The organism is Bariatricus sp. HCP28S3_D3, assembly GCF_052065755.1.
Lineage (GTDB): Bacteria > Bacillota > Clostridia > Lachnospirales > Lachnospiraceae > Allocoprococcus.
On sequence record NZ_JBQHTK010000001.1, the window covers coordinates 385,445 to 400,691 of the forward strand.

Here is a 15,247-nt window from a genome sequence, read left to right on the forward strand (position 1 = left end):
GACTTACTTTATTTTGCCGCCAAGTGTCAAAAGTATGGGCTCTCCCTTTGTAATCAGCACTGTATTCTCATAATGTGCCGAAAGCTTCCCATCTCGCGTCACAACCGTCCAATCATCATCCAGCCATCTGACTTTCTCAGTACCAAGATTGATCATAGGCTCGATCGCAAGGGTCATTCCGGCTTTTAATTTAGGTCCGCGTCTCATCATCGGAAAGTTCGGGATTTCAGGATCTTCATGCAGGTGGGTTCCGATTCCGTGTCCGCAAAGTTCCCTTACTACTCCATAACCAAATCCGGCAGCATATCTTCCTATTGCACCGGAAATCTCAAATAAATAATTGCCTTCTTTTGCATATTTTATTCCTTCAAAAAAGCTTTGTCTGGTCACTTCGATCAGTTTTTTTGCTTCTTCACTGATTTCTCCTACTGCATGCGTCCTTGCCGCATCTGAATGATACCCCTTATAAATAAGTCCCGCATCCAGACTTACAATGTCTCCCTCCTGAATGATCCGATTTCGTGATGGAATTCCATGAACAACTTCTTCATTAACCGATACGCAGATAGATGCCGGATACCCGTTATAATTCAGGAAAGAAGGTTCGCAGCCGTAGCTGCGAATCACTTCCTCTCCAATTGCATCAATGTCCAGTGTTGTCATTCCCGGCTTTAATGCTTTTTCCATCTCCTCATGTACGATTTCCAGAATCCTTCCGGCCTGGGTCATCAGTTCAATTTCTCTTTCTGATTTAATCGTAATTGCCATGAGCTATTCTCCCAAGATAGAAACAATGGCAGCAAATACGTCTTCCATATCTACTGTTCCATCTACAGTTTTTAAAATGCCTTGATTCGTATAATACTCAATCAGCGGCTGTGTCTGTTCATGATATACGCCAAGACGTTTCAGAACAGTCTCCGGTTTATCATCATCACGCAGAATTAATTCACCGCCACATACATCACAAATTCCTTCCTGTCTGGTCGGTGCATATTCAAGATGATATGTAGCGCCACATCCCACACAGGCGCGTCTTCCGCCCATGCGGCGAACAATATTTTCATCCGGAACATCTACATCGATAGCATAATCCATTTTCTGTCCCTGGGCAGCAAGCGCTTTATCCAGTGCTTCTGCCTGAGGAATTGTTCTCGGAAAACCGTCAAGTACATATCCATTCTCACAATCTTCTTGATTGACACGATCTACTACAAGATCCACAACAAGTTCGTCCGGAACGAGAAGTCCCTGATCCATATAAGTCTTTGCTTTCTTTCCAAGTTCCGTACCGTTTTTGATATTTGCCCTGAAAATATCTCCGGTTGAAATATGCGGAATTCCATATTTTGCCGCTATTTTCTTAGCCTGAGTTCCTTTTCCTGCTCCAGGAGCACCTAACATAATAATCTTCATACTGCTACCTCCTTTTTTAACATGTTCAAATAGCTCGTTGCAATTTATCTATTATGTAATGATAAACAACAACGAGCCACTGTGTTCTAAAATCCAAGGAAACTGTTCTTCATTGCATTTCCTTTGTTATTTAAAAATCCTGTATAGTTTCGTACGAGCATCTGTGATTCAATTTGTTTCACAGTTTCAAGTACAACACCAATAATAATGATCAAAGATGTTCCACCGAACGATACCTGCGCTCCAAATACTCCATTAAAGAAGAACGGAATCACCTGCACAATTACAAGACCACACGCACCGATAAAGATAATATAATTTAAAATCTTCGTCAGATAATCTACAGTAGGCTTACCAGGACGAATACCTGGAATAAATCCGCCGCTTTTCTTCATATTATTCGCAATTTCAAGTGGGTTAAATGTAATGCTCGTATAGAAATATGCAAAAAATACTGTCAATGCAATGTATACGATCAATCCCCATGAATATTGAAGATGAGACGGGTTACACCAGTTTCCTGAATTTAATCCACGAAGTATTTCACTTCCAATGCCAGTTCCATTGCCTTTTCCTAAAAAAGAAGCAATTACAATTGGAAACTGCATAATAGATGAAGCAAAAATAACCGGAATAACTCCTGCTGTATTTACTTTAAGCGGAATATTTGTTGACTGTCCGCCAACACTTCTTCTTCCCTGTACTTTCTGAGAATACTGAACCGGAATTCTTCTTTCTGCATCCTGCAGCACAACTGTAAACACTACAAGTGCAAGAATAATTGCCAGAATGATAAGCGCCGCAAGCCCACCTTTTGCAAGGCCTTTACCTTTGACAAAAGTTTCATACAACGTAGTCAGATCACTTGGTACACGCGACAGAATATTAATTAAAAGAACGATAGAAATTCCGTTTCCTACGCCCTTCTCCGTAATTCTCTCACCTATCCACATCAAGAATGCAGAACCAGCTGTCAGTGTCAGAACTACGATTGCTGCATTTACAAAATTGTATTCTTCCAGAAGTCCCCGACGTCCAAAACCAACTGCCATGGCAGTTGATTCAATCAGAGCCAGACCAACTGTTACATAACGTGTAATCGTAGCAATTTTCTTTCTTCCGTCTTCTCCCTCTTTCTGCATCTCTTCCAATTTCGGAATTGCAATCGTGAGGAGCTGCATGATAATGGAAGAAGTAATATACGGTGTAATACTCAATGCGAAAACGGACATCTGTTCAAAAGAACCACCGGTGAAAGCATTAAAGAAATTAAATGTTTCACCGGTCTGATTTGCAAAGAAATCCTTAATGTAGTTCGGGTCAACTCCCGGGGTAGGGAGTTGTGACCCGAGGCGTACTACAAACAACATCGCAAGGGTATACAGTATTTTTTTCCGTATATCTTCAATTTGAAATGCCTTACGGAATGTCTGTAGCATTAGATCACCTCTGCTTTTCCACCAACTGCTTCAATCTTTTCTACAGCACCTGCACTAAATGCATCTGCCTGAACAGTAAGCTTTTTGGTTAACTCTCCATTTCCAAGAATTTTAACACCATCTCTAGGATTCTTAACGATTCCTGCTTCGATCAAAGTCTCAACGGAAACAACTGAATCATTTTCAAATACTTCTAAAGCACTGACATTAATTCCTACGATTGTCTTAGAGTTTCTGCATGTGAAACCTCTCTTAGGAATACGTCTGTATAATGGCATCTGACCACCTTCGAAACCTGGTCTGGTTGCTCCAGAACGGGCTTTCTGACCTTTGTGTCCTTTTCCGGCTGTCTTACCATTTCCTGAACCGTGTCCACGGCCTCTTCTGAAATTATCGCTATGTTTTGCTCCGTCAGCAGGTCTTAAATTTGATAAGTCCATTGTGACACCTCCTTATCTATAAGATTTATGCTTCTTCTTCAACTTTTACCAGATGTCTTACCTGCTGCACCATTCCTCTGACTGCAGCATTATCCGGCAATACAACTGTTTTATTTACTTTTCTCAGCCCTAAAGCTTCTACTGTTTTTTTATGTTTCGGAACAGCACCGATTGTAGATTTCACTAATGTGATTTTCAAATTTGCCATCTGTAATCTCCTCCTTAGCCTAAAATCTCTTCAACAGATTTTCCGCGAAGTTTAGCTACTTTTTCTGGAGCTTTCAGTTCACTTAAACCATTGATTGTAGCAAGTACTACATTCTGCTTATTGTTTGAACCAAGAGATTTTGTACGAATGTTCTTGATTCCGGCAAGCTCGATAACGGCACGAGCCGGTCCACCAGCGATAACACCGGTACCTTCCGGAGCTTTCTTCAGAAGTACAGAAGCACTTCCGAATTTTCCGATATAGTCATGTGTAATACTTTCATTTTCATCTAATGTTACTGTGATGAGTTTCTTCATGGCATCTTCTTTTCCTTTGCGGATCGCTTCCGGAATTTCTGCTGCCTTTCCTAAACCTGCACCAACATGGCCGTTTCCATCTCCGACAACTACTAAAGCTGTGAATCTCATGTTACGACCACCCTTAACAACTTTGGTAACACGTTTAATTGATACTACTTTTTCGGTAAGTTCTAACTGTTTAGCATCAATACGTTCCTGTTTCATGTGTGCGCCTCCTTACTAGAAATTCAAACCAGCTTCTCTAGCTGCGTCTGCTAATGCTTTAATTTTTCCGTGGTAGATGAATCCACCTCTGTCAAATACAACTGTTGTAATACCTTTTTCCAATGCCTTCTTTGCAATAACAGTTCCAAGGTATGCTGCTGCTTCAACGTTGTTGGTCTTTTCCAGTTCAGCTTTTACATCTTTCTGAAGAGTGGAAGCTGAGACAAGAGTATTTCCAACAGTATCGTCAATGATCTGAGCATACATATGATTATTACTTCTAAACACAGCAAGACGCGGTCTTTCAGCTGTTCCGCTGAAACGGTTGCGTAATTTTCTATGCTTATTTTCACGAACTTCGCTTCTAGATTTTTTACTAACCATTTGTTCACACTCTCCTTACTTATTTTTTACCAGTCTTACCAACTTTACGTCTAATAACTTCATCAGCATATTTGATACCTTTACCTTTGTAAGGTTCCGGTCTTCTCTTATCTCTGATTTCAGCTGCATACTGGCCAACTTTTTCTTTGCTAATTCCCTTAACGATGATTTTGTTCTGTCCTTCAAGAACCGTTTCAATTCCTTCTGGATCTTCCATCTCAACCGGGTGAGAGTATCCCAAACTCAATGTTAATTTATTTCCAGATTTTGCTGCTCTGTAACCAACACCGTTGATCTCAAGAACTTTCTGATAACCTTCTGTTACACCAATCACCATGTTATTAATAAGAGTTCTTGTAAGACCATGTAAAGATTTCATCTTCTTTAAGTCATTCGGTCTTGTTACTACAACTTCGTCGCCTTCTTTTTTGATTTCCATTTCAACCGGAAGTTCTCTAACGAGAGTTCCTTTTGGACCTGTAACGGTCACTACATTATTCTCTGCGATTTCAACAGTTACACCTGCCGGGATCGCTACCGGATGTCTTCCAATACGTGACATGCCTTTTACCTCCTACACTTACATTCTCGGAACGAGTGCTGTGCTCATTCTGTTTTCAGTTGCTACTTTATATTACCAGATAAAGCAAAGAACTTCTCCGCCTACGCCAAGTTTTCTTGCTTCTTTATCAGTAATGACTCCCTGATTTGTAGAAATAATAGCTGTTCCAAGTCCTCCGAGTACCTTCGGGAGTTCGTCTTTACCAGCGTAAACGCGAAGACCCGGTTTAGAGATTTTCTTCAGACCAGAAATAACTTTCTCATTTTTATCTGCACCGTATTTTAAGGTGATGCGGATTGTGTTGAAGCTGCCTTCTTCTACGATATCGTATTTTGCAATATATCCCTCATTCAGAAGAATATCTGCAATAGCGATTTTCATTTTAGATGCCGGAACATCAACTGTATCATGTTTTGCAGTATTTGCATTACGGATTCTTGTAAGCATATCTGCAATTGGATCACTCATAGTCATCTGGATTGTCCTCCTTTTCTACCAACTTGCTTTCTTAACGCCCGGAATTTCACCCTTGTATGCCAGTTCACGGAAGCATACACGGCAGATTCCATATTTTCTTAAATATGCATGTGGACGTCCGCAGATTCTGCAGCGATTGTATTCTCTTGTAGAGAATTTCTGTTTGCGCTGCTGTTTCAGTTTCATTGCTGTCTTTGCCATGAAAATTTCCTCCTTACTTTGTGAATGGCATGTTGAACTGTGTTAATAATTCACGAGCTTCTTCGTCAGTTCTTGCAGTTGTAACGAAGATAACATCCATACCTCTTACTTTATCCACTTTATCGTACTCGATTTCAGGGAAGATCAGCTGCTCTTTGATTCCAAGAGCGTAATTTCCTCTTCCGTCAAATGCGTTCGGGTTAACTCCTCTAAAGTCACGAACTCGCGGCAGTGCAAGGTTAATCAGACGATCAACGAATTCATACATCTTCTCGCCTCTTAATGTAACCTTACATCCAATTGCCATACCTTCACGGATTTTGAAGTTAGCAACAGATTTCTTAGCTCTTGTAAGAACCGCTTTCTGTCCGGTAATTTTTTCCATATCAGCTACTGCTGAGTCTAATGCTTTTGCATTATCTTTTGCTTCGCCAACACCCATGTTGATTACAACTTTATCGAGTTTTGGCACTTCCATAATATTCTTATAACCAAATTTCTTGATCATTGCATCAACGATCTCATTCTGGTACTGTTCTTTCAGTCTACTCAAAGCTCTGGACCTCCTTCCTCGAATTAATCAATCACTTCGCCTGTTGATTTAGCAAAACGAACTTTCTTGTCTCCTTCAAGTTTAAAACCAACTCTTGTGGCTTCTCCCTTGTGCACATACATTACGTTGGACGCATCGATCGGTCCTTCCTGATGGATGATTCCACCTTCCGGATTGGAAGCGCTCGGTTTTGTATGTTTTGTTCTCATGTTAACATTTTCCACAAGGACAGTTCCGTCTTTTTTATTAACAGCGATTACTTTGCCTTCTTTGTCTTTGTCTTTTCCGGCGATTACTTTAACAGTATCACCTTTCTTGATCTTCATTGTTGACATATTCGAACCTCCTTACAGTACTTCCGGAGCCAGGGAAACAATTTTCATAAACTGTTTCTCACGAAGTTCTCTGGCTACAGGTCCAAAAATACGAGTTCCTCTTGGGTTTTTGTCATCTTTTATAATTACTGCAGCATTCTCGTCGAATCTGATGTAAGAACCATCTTTACGACGTGTGCTGTTTACAGTACGAACTACAACAGCTTTTACTACATCACCTTTTTTAACAACGCCGCCTGGTGTTGCATCTTTAACAGACGCAACGATCACATCGCCGATTGCTGCATATCTTCTTGTAGAACCGCCTAATACACGGATACAGAGTAATTCTTTAGCACCTGTGTTGTCAGCTACTTTTAATCTGCTTTCTTGCTGTATCATGCAGGTAAACCTCCTTATACTTATTCAAAGCCAAACTATTTAACTTCTTCTACGATTTCAACAAGTCTCCATCTCTTATCTTTCGATAACGGTCTTGTTTCCATAACTTTTACTCTATCGCCAATATTGCATTTATTCTCTTCATCATGCGCTTTTAATTTATAAGTTCTTTTTACGATCTTATTGTAAAGCGGATGTTTTACATGGTCTTCTACTGCAACAACGATTGTCTTATCCATCTTGTTGCTTACAACCTTACCAACTCTCGTTTTTCTCAGGTTTCTTTCCACGGTTTTGCTCCTTTCTAGAACACTCTAAGCTACGCTGCTTATTCGTTGCCTTTTTCAGTAATCACTGTCTGAATTCTTGCGATGTTCTTTCTGACTTCTTTGATTCTGCTTGTATTATCTAACTGGTTTGTTGCGTTCTGGAATCTCAGGTTAAAGAGTTCCTTTTTAGCAGCTACTAATTCTTCGTTCAGCTCCGCAACTGATTTTGCTTTTAAATCTTCTACGAATGTCTTAATTTTCACTGTTATCACCGCCTTCTAAATCTGCACGAGAAACGACTTTACATTTGCATGGTAACTTGTGCATAGCCAGACGAAGTGCTTCTCTTGCAACTTCTTCAGGTACTCCTGACAGCTCAAACATAACACGTCCTGGCTTAACAACTGCTACCCAGTATTCAAGAGTTCCTTTACCAGAACCCATACGAGTTTCAGCCGGTTTTGTTGTTACTGGTTTATCCGGGAAAATCTTAATCCAAACTTTACCACCACGCTTGATGTAACGTGTCATAGCAATACGGGCAGCTTCGATCTGATTGGATTTGATCCAACATGGTTCCATTGCCACAAGACCATATTCACCGTTCGTGATCTTGTTTCCTCTTAATGCTTTACCCTTCATGGAGCCACGGAACTGTTTTCTACGTTTTACTCTTTTTGGCATTAACATTATTTATCGCTCCCTTCCTTACTAGCCTTTGTTGGAAGTACTTCGCCTTTGTATACCCATACCTTAACACCAACTTTTCCATAAGTTGTGTCTGCTTCAGCGAAGCCATAGTCAATGTCTGCTCTTAATGTCTGAAGCGGAATCGTTCCTTCACTGTAGAACTCTGTACGAGCCATATCAGCTCCGCCAAGACGTCCTGATACAGAAGTCTTAACACCAAGCGCTCCTGCTTTCATAGTTCTGGACATGCAGGACTTCATTGCACGACGGAATGAAATACGGTTTTCCAGCTGCTGTGCAATATTCTCAGCTACTAACTGTGCGTCCTTATCCGGTCTCTTCACTTCTTTGATATCAACGATAACTTTTTTATCCGTCATTTTCTGAAGTTCAGCTTTTACTTTTTCAATCTCTGAACCGCCTTTACCGATTACGACACCCGGTTTAGCAGTATAAATAATAATCTTCACACGGTCAGATGCTCTTTCGATTTCAATCTTAGAAACACCGGCACTATATAATTTCTTTTTAAGAAATACTCTGATTTTATGGTCTTCTACCAGGTAATCAGCGAAATCTTTCTCTGCATACCATTTTGAGTCCCAGTCTTTGATAACACCGACTCTCAAGCCATGAGGATTAACTTTCTGTCCCATGATTGTCCTCCTTATCTTTCATTCAGCACAAGTGTAATATGACTCATTCTCTTTTCGATTCTGTAAGCTCTACCCTGTGCTCTCGGTCTGATTCTCTTCATTGTTGGTCCTTTATTTGCGTAACATTCCTCGATATAAAGGTTTTCAACATTCATACCATTGTTGTTTTCAGCATTAGCAATTGCTGACTCTAATAATTTCTTTATAATGCTTGAAGCGTATCTTGGGTTATATGTCAAAATACCAAGCGCTGTCTGTACATCCTTACCTCTGATGGCATCTAATACGAAGCATGCTTTCTGAACAGAGACTCTAGCGTAAGATAACTTAGCTGATGGTCTGGTGTCTTTATTTGCATTTCTTTCTCTCTTAATTTGACTTCTATGTCCTTTTGCCATGGGATGAAACCTCCTTTCAATACGTTAAATATTATCTAACTTTGGATTTCTTTTCGTCTTTTCCATGTCCTCTGTAGGTTCTGGTTGCAACGAACTCTCCGAGTTTGTGTCCAACCATATCCTCTGTTACATATACCGGAACGTGTTTTCTTCCGTCATGAACTGCAATTGTATGTCCAACCATAATCGGGAAGATTGTAGAACGGCGAGACCATGTTTTAATAACACCCTTGTCTCCTGATGCGTTCATTGCTTCCACTTTTTTCAGCAGACTTGCATCTGCAAATGGTCCTTTTTTAAGTGAACGAGCCATAGGTTATAACCTCCTTCAAAATTAACTATTTGATTCCTCTACCGTCTTTTCTTCTGATGATCAGCTTATTAGACTGTTTGTTTTTCTTACGAGTCTTAAGGCCAAGTGCCGGTTTACCCCAAGGTGTGCACGGACCCGGACGACCAATTCCAGTCTTACCTTCACCACCACCATGTGGATGGTCATTCGGGTTCATTACAGAACCACGAACTGTAGGTCTGATACCCATATGACGTTTACGTCCTGCTTTACCAATATTTACCAGGTTGTGATCACCATTACCAACTACACCAACTGATGCGCGGCATTCGATCGGAACCATTCTCATTTCGCCTGAAGGAAGACGAAGTGTTGCATATTTACCTTCTTTAGCCATTAACTGAGCACTGTTTCCTGCAGAACGAACCATCTGTCCGCCTTTTCCAGGATGAAGCTCAATGTTGTGGATCTGTGTACCAACCGGGATGCAGCTGAGCGGCAGGCAGTTTCCTACATGTACTTCCGCTTCCGGTCCGTTCATAACTTTCATTCCATCCTTAAGTCCTTCCGGCGCAAGGATGTATGCTTTCTCGCCGTCTGCATAACAGATCAATGCGATGTTAGCTGTTCTGTTCGGATCGTATTCAATTCCGATTACAGTAGCCGGGATTCCGTCTTTTTTACGTTTAAAATCCACAATTCTATATTTTCTCTTAACTCCGCCTCCGCGGTGTCTTACAGTAATTTTACCCTGATTGTTACGTCCGGCTGTCTTATTCAAAGATACAACTAAGGATTTTTCCGGAGTTGTCTTTGTGATTTCTGAGAAATCAGAACCGGTCATATGTCTTCTGGATGGTGTATATGGGCGGTATGTTTTAATTCCCATTACTCTATCTCCTTTCGTTACTTCTAATTATTAGTGTCACGGAATTGCACCGTTTAATCAGTTTGTTCTTACAGTCCCTGGAAGATTTCAATCTCTGCTGAGTCTTCTGTTAACTGAACAATCGCTTTCTTTGTTTTCGCTGTCTTTCCAAATGTCATGCCACGACGTTTTGTCTTGCCATCAAGATTCATTGTATTCACTCCGGCAACTTTTGTTCCCGGGAACATTTTTTCAACAGCTTCTTTCACCTGATTCTTTGTAGCTTCTGTGTGAACTAAGAACGTGTATTTCTTATCAGCCATAAGCTCCATTGTTTTTTCTGTAATTACCGGTTTAAGGATTACATCATAATACTGAACGTTTGCCATTATGCGTACACCTCCTCAATCGCTTCAACAGCAGCTTTCGTAGCGATCACTGTGTTGTATTTCAGGATATCATACACATTGATTGTATTTGTTTTGGCTGTCTTAACATCAGCAATGTTTCTTGCAGAAAGTTCTGCATTCACATTTCCATCTTCCAATACAACTAATGCTTTAGATACTGACAGGTTGTTTAATACTGCCTGGAATTTCTTTGTCTTGATTTCATCAAAATTCATCTCATCAACTACGATGAATTTGTTTTCTTCTACTCTGGAAGTAAGTGCAGACTTAAGAGCTGCTCTCTTTTCTTTCTTGTTCATCTTGAAAGAATAGTCTCTCGGAACCGGTGCGAATACTACGCCGCCGCCTGTCCACTGCGGAGCTCTTGTAGATCCCTGTCTCGCATGACCGGTACCTTTCTGTCTCCACGGTTTTCTTCCACCACCGGAAACTTCAGAACGAGTTTTCGCTTTCTGCGTTCCCTGGCGATTATTTGCAAGCTGGTTAACAACTGCCATGTGTACAAGATGTTCGTTAACTTCTACACCGAAAATAGCGTCGTTCAGTTCGATTGTACCAACTTCTTTGCCTTCGATATTGTAAACAGATACGTTTGCCATCTGTGTGTTCCTCCTTTCCTAGTGCAAATCTTAGATAGATTTTACAGATTCCTTAATAGTTACTAAAGATTTCTTTGGTCCCGGTACGGCACCTTTTACTAAGAGCAGGTTGTTTTCAGCATCTGCTCTTACAACTTCAAGGTTCTGAACTGTAATTCTCTTTGCTCCCATGTGTCCCGGCATTCCTTTTCCTTTGAATACCTTGCTCGGGTCAGAACAAGCACCGTTTGAACCTGCATGACGATGGAATTTAGAGCCATGCGCCATAGGTCCTCTGTGCTGATTGTGTCTCTTGATTGCACCCTGGAATCCTTTACCCTTTGAAATTGCTGTTGCGTCAACTTTGTCGCCAGCCTCAAAGATGTCAGCTTTAATTTCCTGAGCCAGCTGATATTCATCAGCGTTCTCGAATTTGAATTCTCTTACGAATCTTTTTCCTGTTACGCCAGCTTTGTCAAAATGTCCTTTTTCAGCTTTTGTAACACCGTGTCTATGCACGATTTCTTTCTTTCCGTTCTTGTCCACGTTAACGATCTTTTCTTTCTTGTCAACGAATCCAACCTGAACAGCACTGTAACCGTCATTCTCAACAGTCTTGATCTGTGTCACAACACAAGGACCTGCCTGAAGAACAGTTACCGGAGTCAATACTCCATCTTCGTTGAAGATTTGAGTCATTCCGACTTTTGTAGCTAAGATAGCTTTCTTCATTATAATTACCTCCTGTGATTTACAGCGGAACATCGGATTGATGTTCATCCTAAATTTTAGGAATTACTGTGTTCTTATTTTGTTTTCATTTTGATATCAATATATACACCAGCCGGCATTTCCAATCTGGAAAGAGCATCAACCGTCTTCTGTGTCGGTGCAATGATATCAATCAGTCTCTTATGAGTTCTCTGTTCGAACTGTTCTCTGGAGTCTTTGTATTTGTGAACCGCTCTTAAGATTGTTACAACTTCCTTCTTTGTCGGAAGCGGTACCGGTCCGCTAACCTGTGCTCCATTCTTCTTTACAGTTTCGATGATTTTCTTGGCAGATGCATCAACCAGCTGATGGTCATATGCCTTCAATGTGATTCTCATTACTTGACTTGCCATAAAAAAAGTCGCCTCCTTTTCGTACTTAAACCTCAGTACGACAAGCGGTGACTGTACACTTCCCCGTGTGTGTCGTGAGAAACTCACACGTTGTTACCGCATCTCAGCGGCTGTTATGATTCAGTACAGTGACTTGTCGCCAGTTTCCTAACTTGACATTCGCTCCACGGAAAACCTGCCATATCAGGCAGCAACCTCACGCTTCACAGCTATCATGTCACAGCTTTTTCAGTATACAAGATATCTTTCTTATTTGCAAGGCTTTTCCGAAAAATATTGTATTTTTTTAGGTACAATCCCACCAACCGTATGCATTTATAAAAATACATTTTTTTGCATTTCGCTTATTGACACCATCACAATAAAGTGTTATAGTGTAACCAACTTAATCGAAAGCAATAAACCAAGGACGGTTTCCAAGAAAGTTGGATATCGTCTTTTTTTATTTTTTCAATTAGGTATAAACCGATTGGTTGCTGTTGCAGTTATATCATTGCCGATTGTTTCCCCCAAGAATAATGCTGCGATGGTAAAACTCAATTTATATATACTTCCTCTTTCGAGGAGCATTCCCCAGCTTTGTATATAGACGAGACTGCAAGGCAACGAGGAAAAACCTCTCAATGACATACCAAAAAGAAAAGGCACGACTACAGTCGTGCCTTTTCTCTTTTAATCAGGCCTTTCTTAATGGTATGTAATTTACATTTTTCTAACATTGTCCGCTCTCCGGTGCAAGAAAATATACATGGTATTTTTGCGTATCTATTTCAGGAAAAGGAACAAACTCAAGTCCTTCCACTTCAAAATGCAACTTTTCTTTCATTGGTCGGATTTTCTCAAGATCCGGGAGTGGAAAGAATTCTTCCACATCAGACAGCGCCGCAAGAATATAGGGCCCATAGGCGAGATTCACAAACCTGCAGTCTGACGGATTTTTCACAACACGTAGCTGCATCGGCAAATGCAGAACGATTTCATCATCCGACCTGCATTGTTCCCCGACACAGAGATATCCATCTTCCAATGTAATTCTGCTTATTTCTCTCCCGTTAAGTTCCGCCCGGAGTCCATCTTCCGCCCAGGATGGAATGTGAATCTTAAGTCCCTTGTCCATATCATTTCGGCATACCACTTTTACGATTCCGTCCGTTTCCGAAGTGTCAACTTCTATTGAAGCCTCCCCACCCAAAACCGAATCAATCAAAAGATTAACATACACATATTTTTCATCCGTTGCATAGATATTTTCCATATAGCGGAATCTACTTTCCATTCCCGTTCCATGACAGCATGTATTTTCTGTTGTCGAATACGCTTTTCGTTGTCCCGGTCCCAGCGGCATGAAATAAGTGGTTCCTCCGTCATCAGCATGGCTGGCCGATGTAAGGATATGATTGCGGAGCGTATTATCATAATAATCCATCATCGCCCCATCAACAGTATACTCAAACAACTGCGCCGTCAGTCTAAGCATATTATAGCTCGCGCAACTTTCAGCTGCTTTTTCTGTCAGATAGTCGCATGTCGTTCCGGCACAGTGGAACATTTCCGTTTCTCCCACACCACCGATACAATACGCATGATCTGCGGTCACAATTTTCCAGAAATTTTTTCCGATTCTCCACCATTTTTCTTCTTTCGTCACCCGGAATAACTCCATCGCTCCTATAATTTGAGGAATGTGCTGATTTGCATGCACATCTTCCAATGTATCGCACTTTTCCAGCATCGGATAAAATAGTTTATCATTCACAAAAAAGCACGCAGCTTTTAAATGATTTTCTTTCCCGGTAATCTGATACAGTTTTACCATCGTACCCAACATGCCACCAAATTCTCCAGCAATGTACATTGACCACATTCGATCGAGTACTTCCCTCGAAAGACGCGAAAGCCTGTCATAAACCCAGTCCCCCATCTTTTCTAATATTATTTTCGCTTTTTCACATCCGGCAATCTGAAAGCAATCATACAGCCCACACATAATTTTATCCAAAGTATAATAAGGTGCCCATATTTCCGGATAACGCGTGAATTGTTCTAACAGATCAAACTGTTCTTCATCATAGGCGCTCAAATACCCTGTATGATGTTCTCCCGACTCAGCAAATGCCACCTGACATTCCTCAAGTCCGTCCACAATATAATTTATTTTCTCCCGGAATTTCGGGTTCCCTGTAGCCCCCCAGGCCAGCGCCAATCCTGACATATAATGCCCTGTCGTATGCCCTTTTAATTTACAGTTTTCTTCATCCCAACCGGTCATAGGCGCCGCACCATGCGTATCCAGACCGGATGCTCTCCGGAAATTATACAACATTTGATCATCGTCTATGTTCAAAAGATAGTTCAGCATATTCTGCTGGCGTTCATAAAAGATCGTCCCCTCTTTAAGCCGCACTTGCCCAATCGGTAAAAACTCCACCTTTCTTTTTGGTATGTCATAATGAGTTTCTTCTATATTATAATAATGTATACTGGCAATTGCGCTCTCCTTATATTTTTCTACAATCCCCCGCACATGTATGATTCCTTCTTTCCAAAGTGGTTCATATTTCTCCCACTTAACAGGTAGTGTGGTTCTACGTCCGTCCGTAGTTCTCGCAATCACCACTGACGGTAGTGCCGCTTTTTCTCCTGGCATCGCTTCCAAATTCACTTCCAGAATTTCCGCTACAATATTTTCTTTCTTTTCCTGCAGAACCGTTGCCTCAAATTCACGCTCCTCGCTGTACCCTTCGTACACTGCTTTTACTTTCAATTTGACATTCCGATTTCCCATGCCATATAGCGGCCTGTGAACTTTACCGTCAGCCCTGATAAATCTTTCCTCTTCTGTAAACCAATTTAATACAGAACCATATTTCCCATGCAGCGGCAGACTCAAATCTTCATCTACCGTATTCAAATTCCCGATATAGATAGAATCTACATCCATTTTTACAATTTCTTCCGGTTTTAATTTTGCTAAATACTCACTCATATATTTCTCCTTTTCAGCCGCATTCGATACTCAAAGCCATTCTTCCACCATGTTCG

25 protein-coding genes are annotated in these 15,247 nt (G+C 41.0%); all 25 read right to left on the reverse strand.

The annotated features are described in order from the left end of the window. Positions 1 to 3 precede the first annotated feature (3 nt). The 25 genes from map to ACTNB3_RS02025 all read right to left on the reverse strand — a co-directional run bounded on the left by map (position 4) and on the right by ACTNB3_RS02025 (position 15,191). Positions 4 to 768 (reverse strand): type I methionyl aminopeptidase, encoded by a 765-nt coding sequence (map, locus tag ACTNB3_RS01905; protein ID WP_427806710.1) that lies wholly within the window; start codon positions 766 to 768, stop codon positions 4 to 6. A gap of 3 nt (positions 769 to 771) precedes the next feature. After that, positions 772 to 1,416 (reverse strand): adenylate kinase, encoded by a 645-nt coding sequence (locus ACTNB3_RS01910; protein ID WP_427806709.1) that lies wholly within the window; start codon positions 1,414 to 1,416, stop codon positions 772 to 774. Between the two features lie 86 nt (positions 1,417 to 1,502). Next, positions 1,503 to 2,855 (reverse strand): preprotein translocase subunit SecY, encoded by a 1,353-nt coding sequence (secY, locus tag ACTNB3_RS01915; RefSeq protein ID WP_427806708.1) that lies wholly within the window; start codon positions 2,853 to 2,855, stop codon positions 1,503 to 1,505. After that, complete coding sequence (gene rplO, locus ACTNB3_RS01920; protein WP_427806707.1) at positions 2,855 to 3,295, reverse strand: 50S ribosomal protein L15; 441 nt, start codon at positions 3,293 to 3,295, stop codon at positions 2,855 to 2,857. The genes secY and rplO overlap by 1 nt, the downstream gene beginning before the upstream one ends. 25 nt (positions 3,296 to 3,320) lie before the next feature. After that, positions 3,321 to 3,503, reverse strand: a complete 183-nt coding sequence (gene rpmD / locus ACTNB3_RS01925; RefSeq protein ID WP_427806706.1) for a 50S ribosomal protein L30 — start codon at positions 3,501 to 3,503, stop codon at positions 3,321 to 3,323. A gap of 14 nt (positions 3,504 to 3,517) precedes the next feature. Further along, positions 3,518 to 4,027, reverse strand: coding sequence for a 30S ribosomal protein S5 (rpsE, locus tag ACTNB3_RS01930; protein WP_427806705.1), 510 nt, complete (start codon positions 4,025 to 4,027; stop codon positions 3,518 to 3,520). Between the two features lie 15 nt (positions 4,028 to 4,042). Continuing rightward, positions 4,043 to 4,411, reverse strand: a complete 369-nt coding sequence (gene rplR / locus ACTNB3_RS01935; protein WP_427806704.1) for a 50S ribosomal protein L18 — start codon at positions 4,409 to 4,411, stop codon at positions 4,043 to 4,045. A gap of 19 nt (positions 4,412 to 4,430) precedes the next feature. Continuing rightward, positions 4,431 to 4,973: a 50S ribosomal protein L6 gene (gene rplF / locus ACTNB3_RS01940; protein WP_427806703.1), complete on the reverse strand. Its 543-nt coding sequence runs from the start codon at positions 4,971 to 4,973 to the stop codon at positions 4,431 to 4,433. Between the two features lie 72 nt (positions 4,974 to 5,045). Next, entirely contained in the window at positions 5,046 to 5,447 is a 402-nt protein-coding gene (rpsH, locus tag ACTNB3_RS01945) for a 30S ribosomal protein S8 (protein WP_427806702.1), read from the reverse strand. An 18-nt stretch (positions 5,448 to 5,465) separates the two neighbouring features. Continuing rightward, positions 5,466 to 5,651, reverse strand: coding sequence for a type Z 30S ribosomal protein S14 (locus ACTNB3_RS01950; RefSeq protein WP_008372546.1), 186 nt, complete (start codon positions 5,649 to 5,651; stop codon positions 5,466 to 5,468). 13 nt (positions 5,652 to 5,664) lie between these two features. Further along, a complete protein-coding gene (gene rplE / locus ACTNB3_RS01955) occupies positions 5,665 to 6,204 on the reverse strand; it encodes a 50S ribosomal protein L5 (protein WP_427806701.1) in 540 nt (179 codons plus the stop codon). A gap of 23 nt (positions 6,205 to 6,227) precedes the next feature. Then, positions 6,228 to 6,539 carry a 50S ribosomal protein L24 gene (rplX, locus tag ACTNB3_RS01960; RefSeq protein WP_427806700.1) on the reverse strand — a complete coding sequence of 104 codons (312 nt, stop codon included), beginning with the start codon at positions 6,537 to 6,539 and terminating at the stop codon, positions 6,228 to 6,230. Between the two features lie 12 nt (positions 6,540 to 6,551). After that, a complete protein-coding gene (gene rplN, locus ACTNB3_RS01965) occupies positions 6,552 to 6,920 on the reverse strand; it encodes a 50S ribosomal protein L14 (RefSeq protein ID WP_427806699.1) in 369 nt (122 codons plus the stop codon). 35 nt (positions 6,921 to 6,955) lie between these two features. After that, a complete protein-coding gene (gene rpsQ, locus ACTNB3_RS01970; protein WP_427806698.1) occupies positions 6,956 to 7,210 on the reverse strand; it encodes a 30S ribosomal protein S17 in 255 nt (84 codons plus the stop codon). 38 nt (positions 7,211 to 7,248) lie between these two features. Beyond that, positions 7,249 to 7,452: a 50S ribosomal protein L29 gene (rpmC, locus tag ACTNB3_RS01975; RefSeq protein WP_427806697.1), complete on the reverse strand. Its 204-nt coding sequence runs from the start codon at positions 7,450 to 7,452 to the stop codon at positions 7,249 to 7,251. After that, positions 7,442 to 7,879, reverse strand: a complete 438-nt coding sequence (gene rplP, locus ACTNB3_RS01980; RefSeq protein WP_427806696.1) for a 50S ribosomal protein L16 — start codon at positions 7,877 to 7,879, stop codon at positions 7,442 to 7,444. The genes rpmC and rplP overlap by 11 nt, the downstream gene beginning before the upstream one ends. Then, positions 7,879 to 8,535: a 30S ribosomal protein S3 gene (gene rpsC / locus ACTNB3_RS01985; RefSeq protein ID WP_427806694.1), complete on the reverse strand. Its 657-nt coding sequence runs from the start codon at positions 8,533 to 8,535 to the stop codon at positions 7,879 to 7,881. The genes rplP and rpsC overlap by 1 nt, the downstream gene beginning before the upstream one ends. 11 nt (positions 8,536 to 8,546) lie before the next feature. Continuing rightward, positions 8,547 to 8,933 carry a 50S ribosomal protein L22 gene (gene rplV / locus ACTNB3_RS01990; RefSeq protein WP_427806693.1) on the reverse strand — a complete coding sequence of 129 codons (387 nt, stop codon included), beginning with the start codon at positions 8,931 to 8,933 and terminating at the stop codon, positions 8,547 to 8,549. 31 nt (positions 8,934 to 8,964) lie between these two features. Continuing rightward, the gene (rpsS, locus tag ACTNB3_RS01995; RefSeq protein ID WP_008372528.1) at positions 8,965 to 9,246 is read right to left on the reverse strand and encodes a 30S ribosomal protein S19; all 282 of its coding nucleotides are present in this window, start codon (positions 9,244 to 9,246) and stop codon (positions 8,965 to 8,967) included. A gap of 25 nt (positions 9,247 to 9,271) precedes the next feature. Beyond that, a complete protein-coding gene (rplB, locus tag ACTNB3_RS02000; RefSeq protein WP_427806692.1) occupies positions 9,272 to 10,114 on the reverse strand; it encodes a 50S ribosomal protein L2 in 843 nt (280 codons plus the stop codon). Positions 10,115 to 10,182: 68 nt separating this feature from the next. Further along, positions 10,183 to 10,482, reverse strand: a complete 300-nt coding sequence (gene rplW, locus ACTNB3_RS02005) for a 50S ribosomal protein L23 (protein ID WP_427806691.1) — start codon at positions 10,480 to 10,482, stop codon at positions 10,183 to 10,185. Continuing rightward, positions 10,482 to 11,102 (reverse strand): 50S ribosomal protein L4, encoded by a 621-nt coding sequence (rplD, locus tag ACTNB3_RS02010; RefSeq protein WP_427806690.1) that lies wholly within the window; start codon positions 11,100 to 11,102, stop codon positions 10,482 to 10,484. Before rplD ends, rplW begins: the two co-directional genes overlap by 1 nt. A gap of 30 nt (positions 11,103 to 11,132) precedes the next feature. Next, a complete protein-coding gene (gene rplC, locus ACTNB3_RS02015) occupies positions 11,133 to 11,813 on the reverse strand; it encodes a 50S ribosomal protein L3 (protein WP_441024305.1) in 681 nt (226 codons plus the stop codon). Between the two features lie 74 nt (positions 11,814 to 11,887). After that, positions 11,888 to 12,205, reverse strand: coding sequence for a 30S ribosomal protein S10 (rpsJ, locus tag ACTNB3_RS02020; protein WP_427806687.1), 318 nt, complete (start codon positions 12,203 to 12,205; stop codon positions 11,888 to 11,890). A gap of 712 nt (positions 12,206 to 12,917) precedes the next feature. Beyond that, the gene (locus ACTNB3_RS02025) at positions 12,918 to 15,191 is read right to left on the reverse strand and encodes a beta-L-arabinofuranosidase domain-containing protein (protein WP_441024308.1); all 2,274 of its coding nucleotides are present in this window, start codon (positions 15,189 to 15,191) and stop codon (positions 12,918 to 12,920) included. Positions 15,192 to 15,247 lie beyond the last annotated feature (56 nt).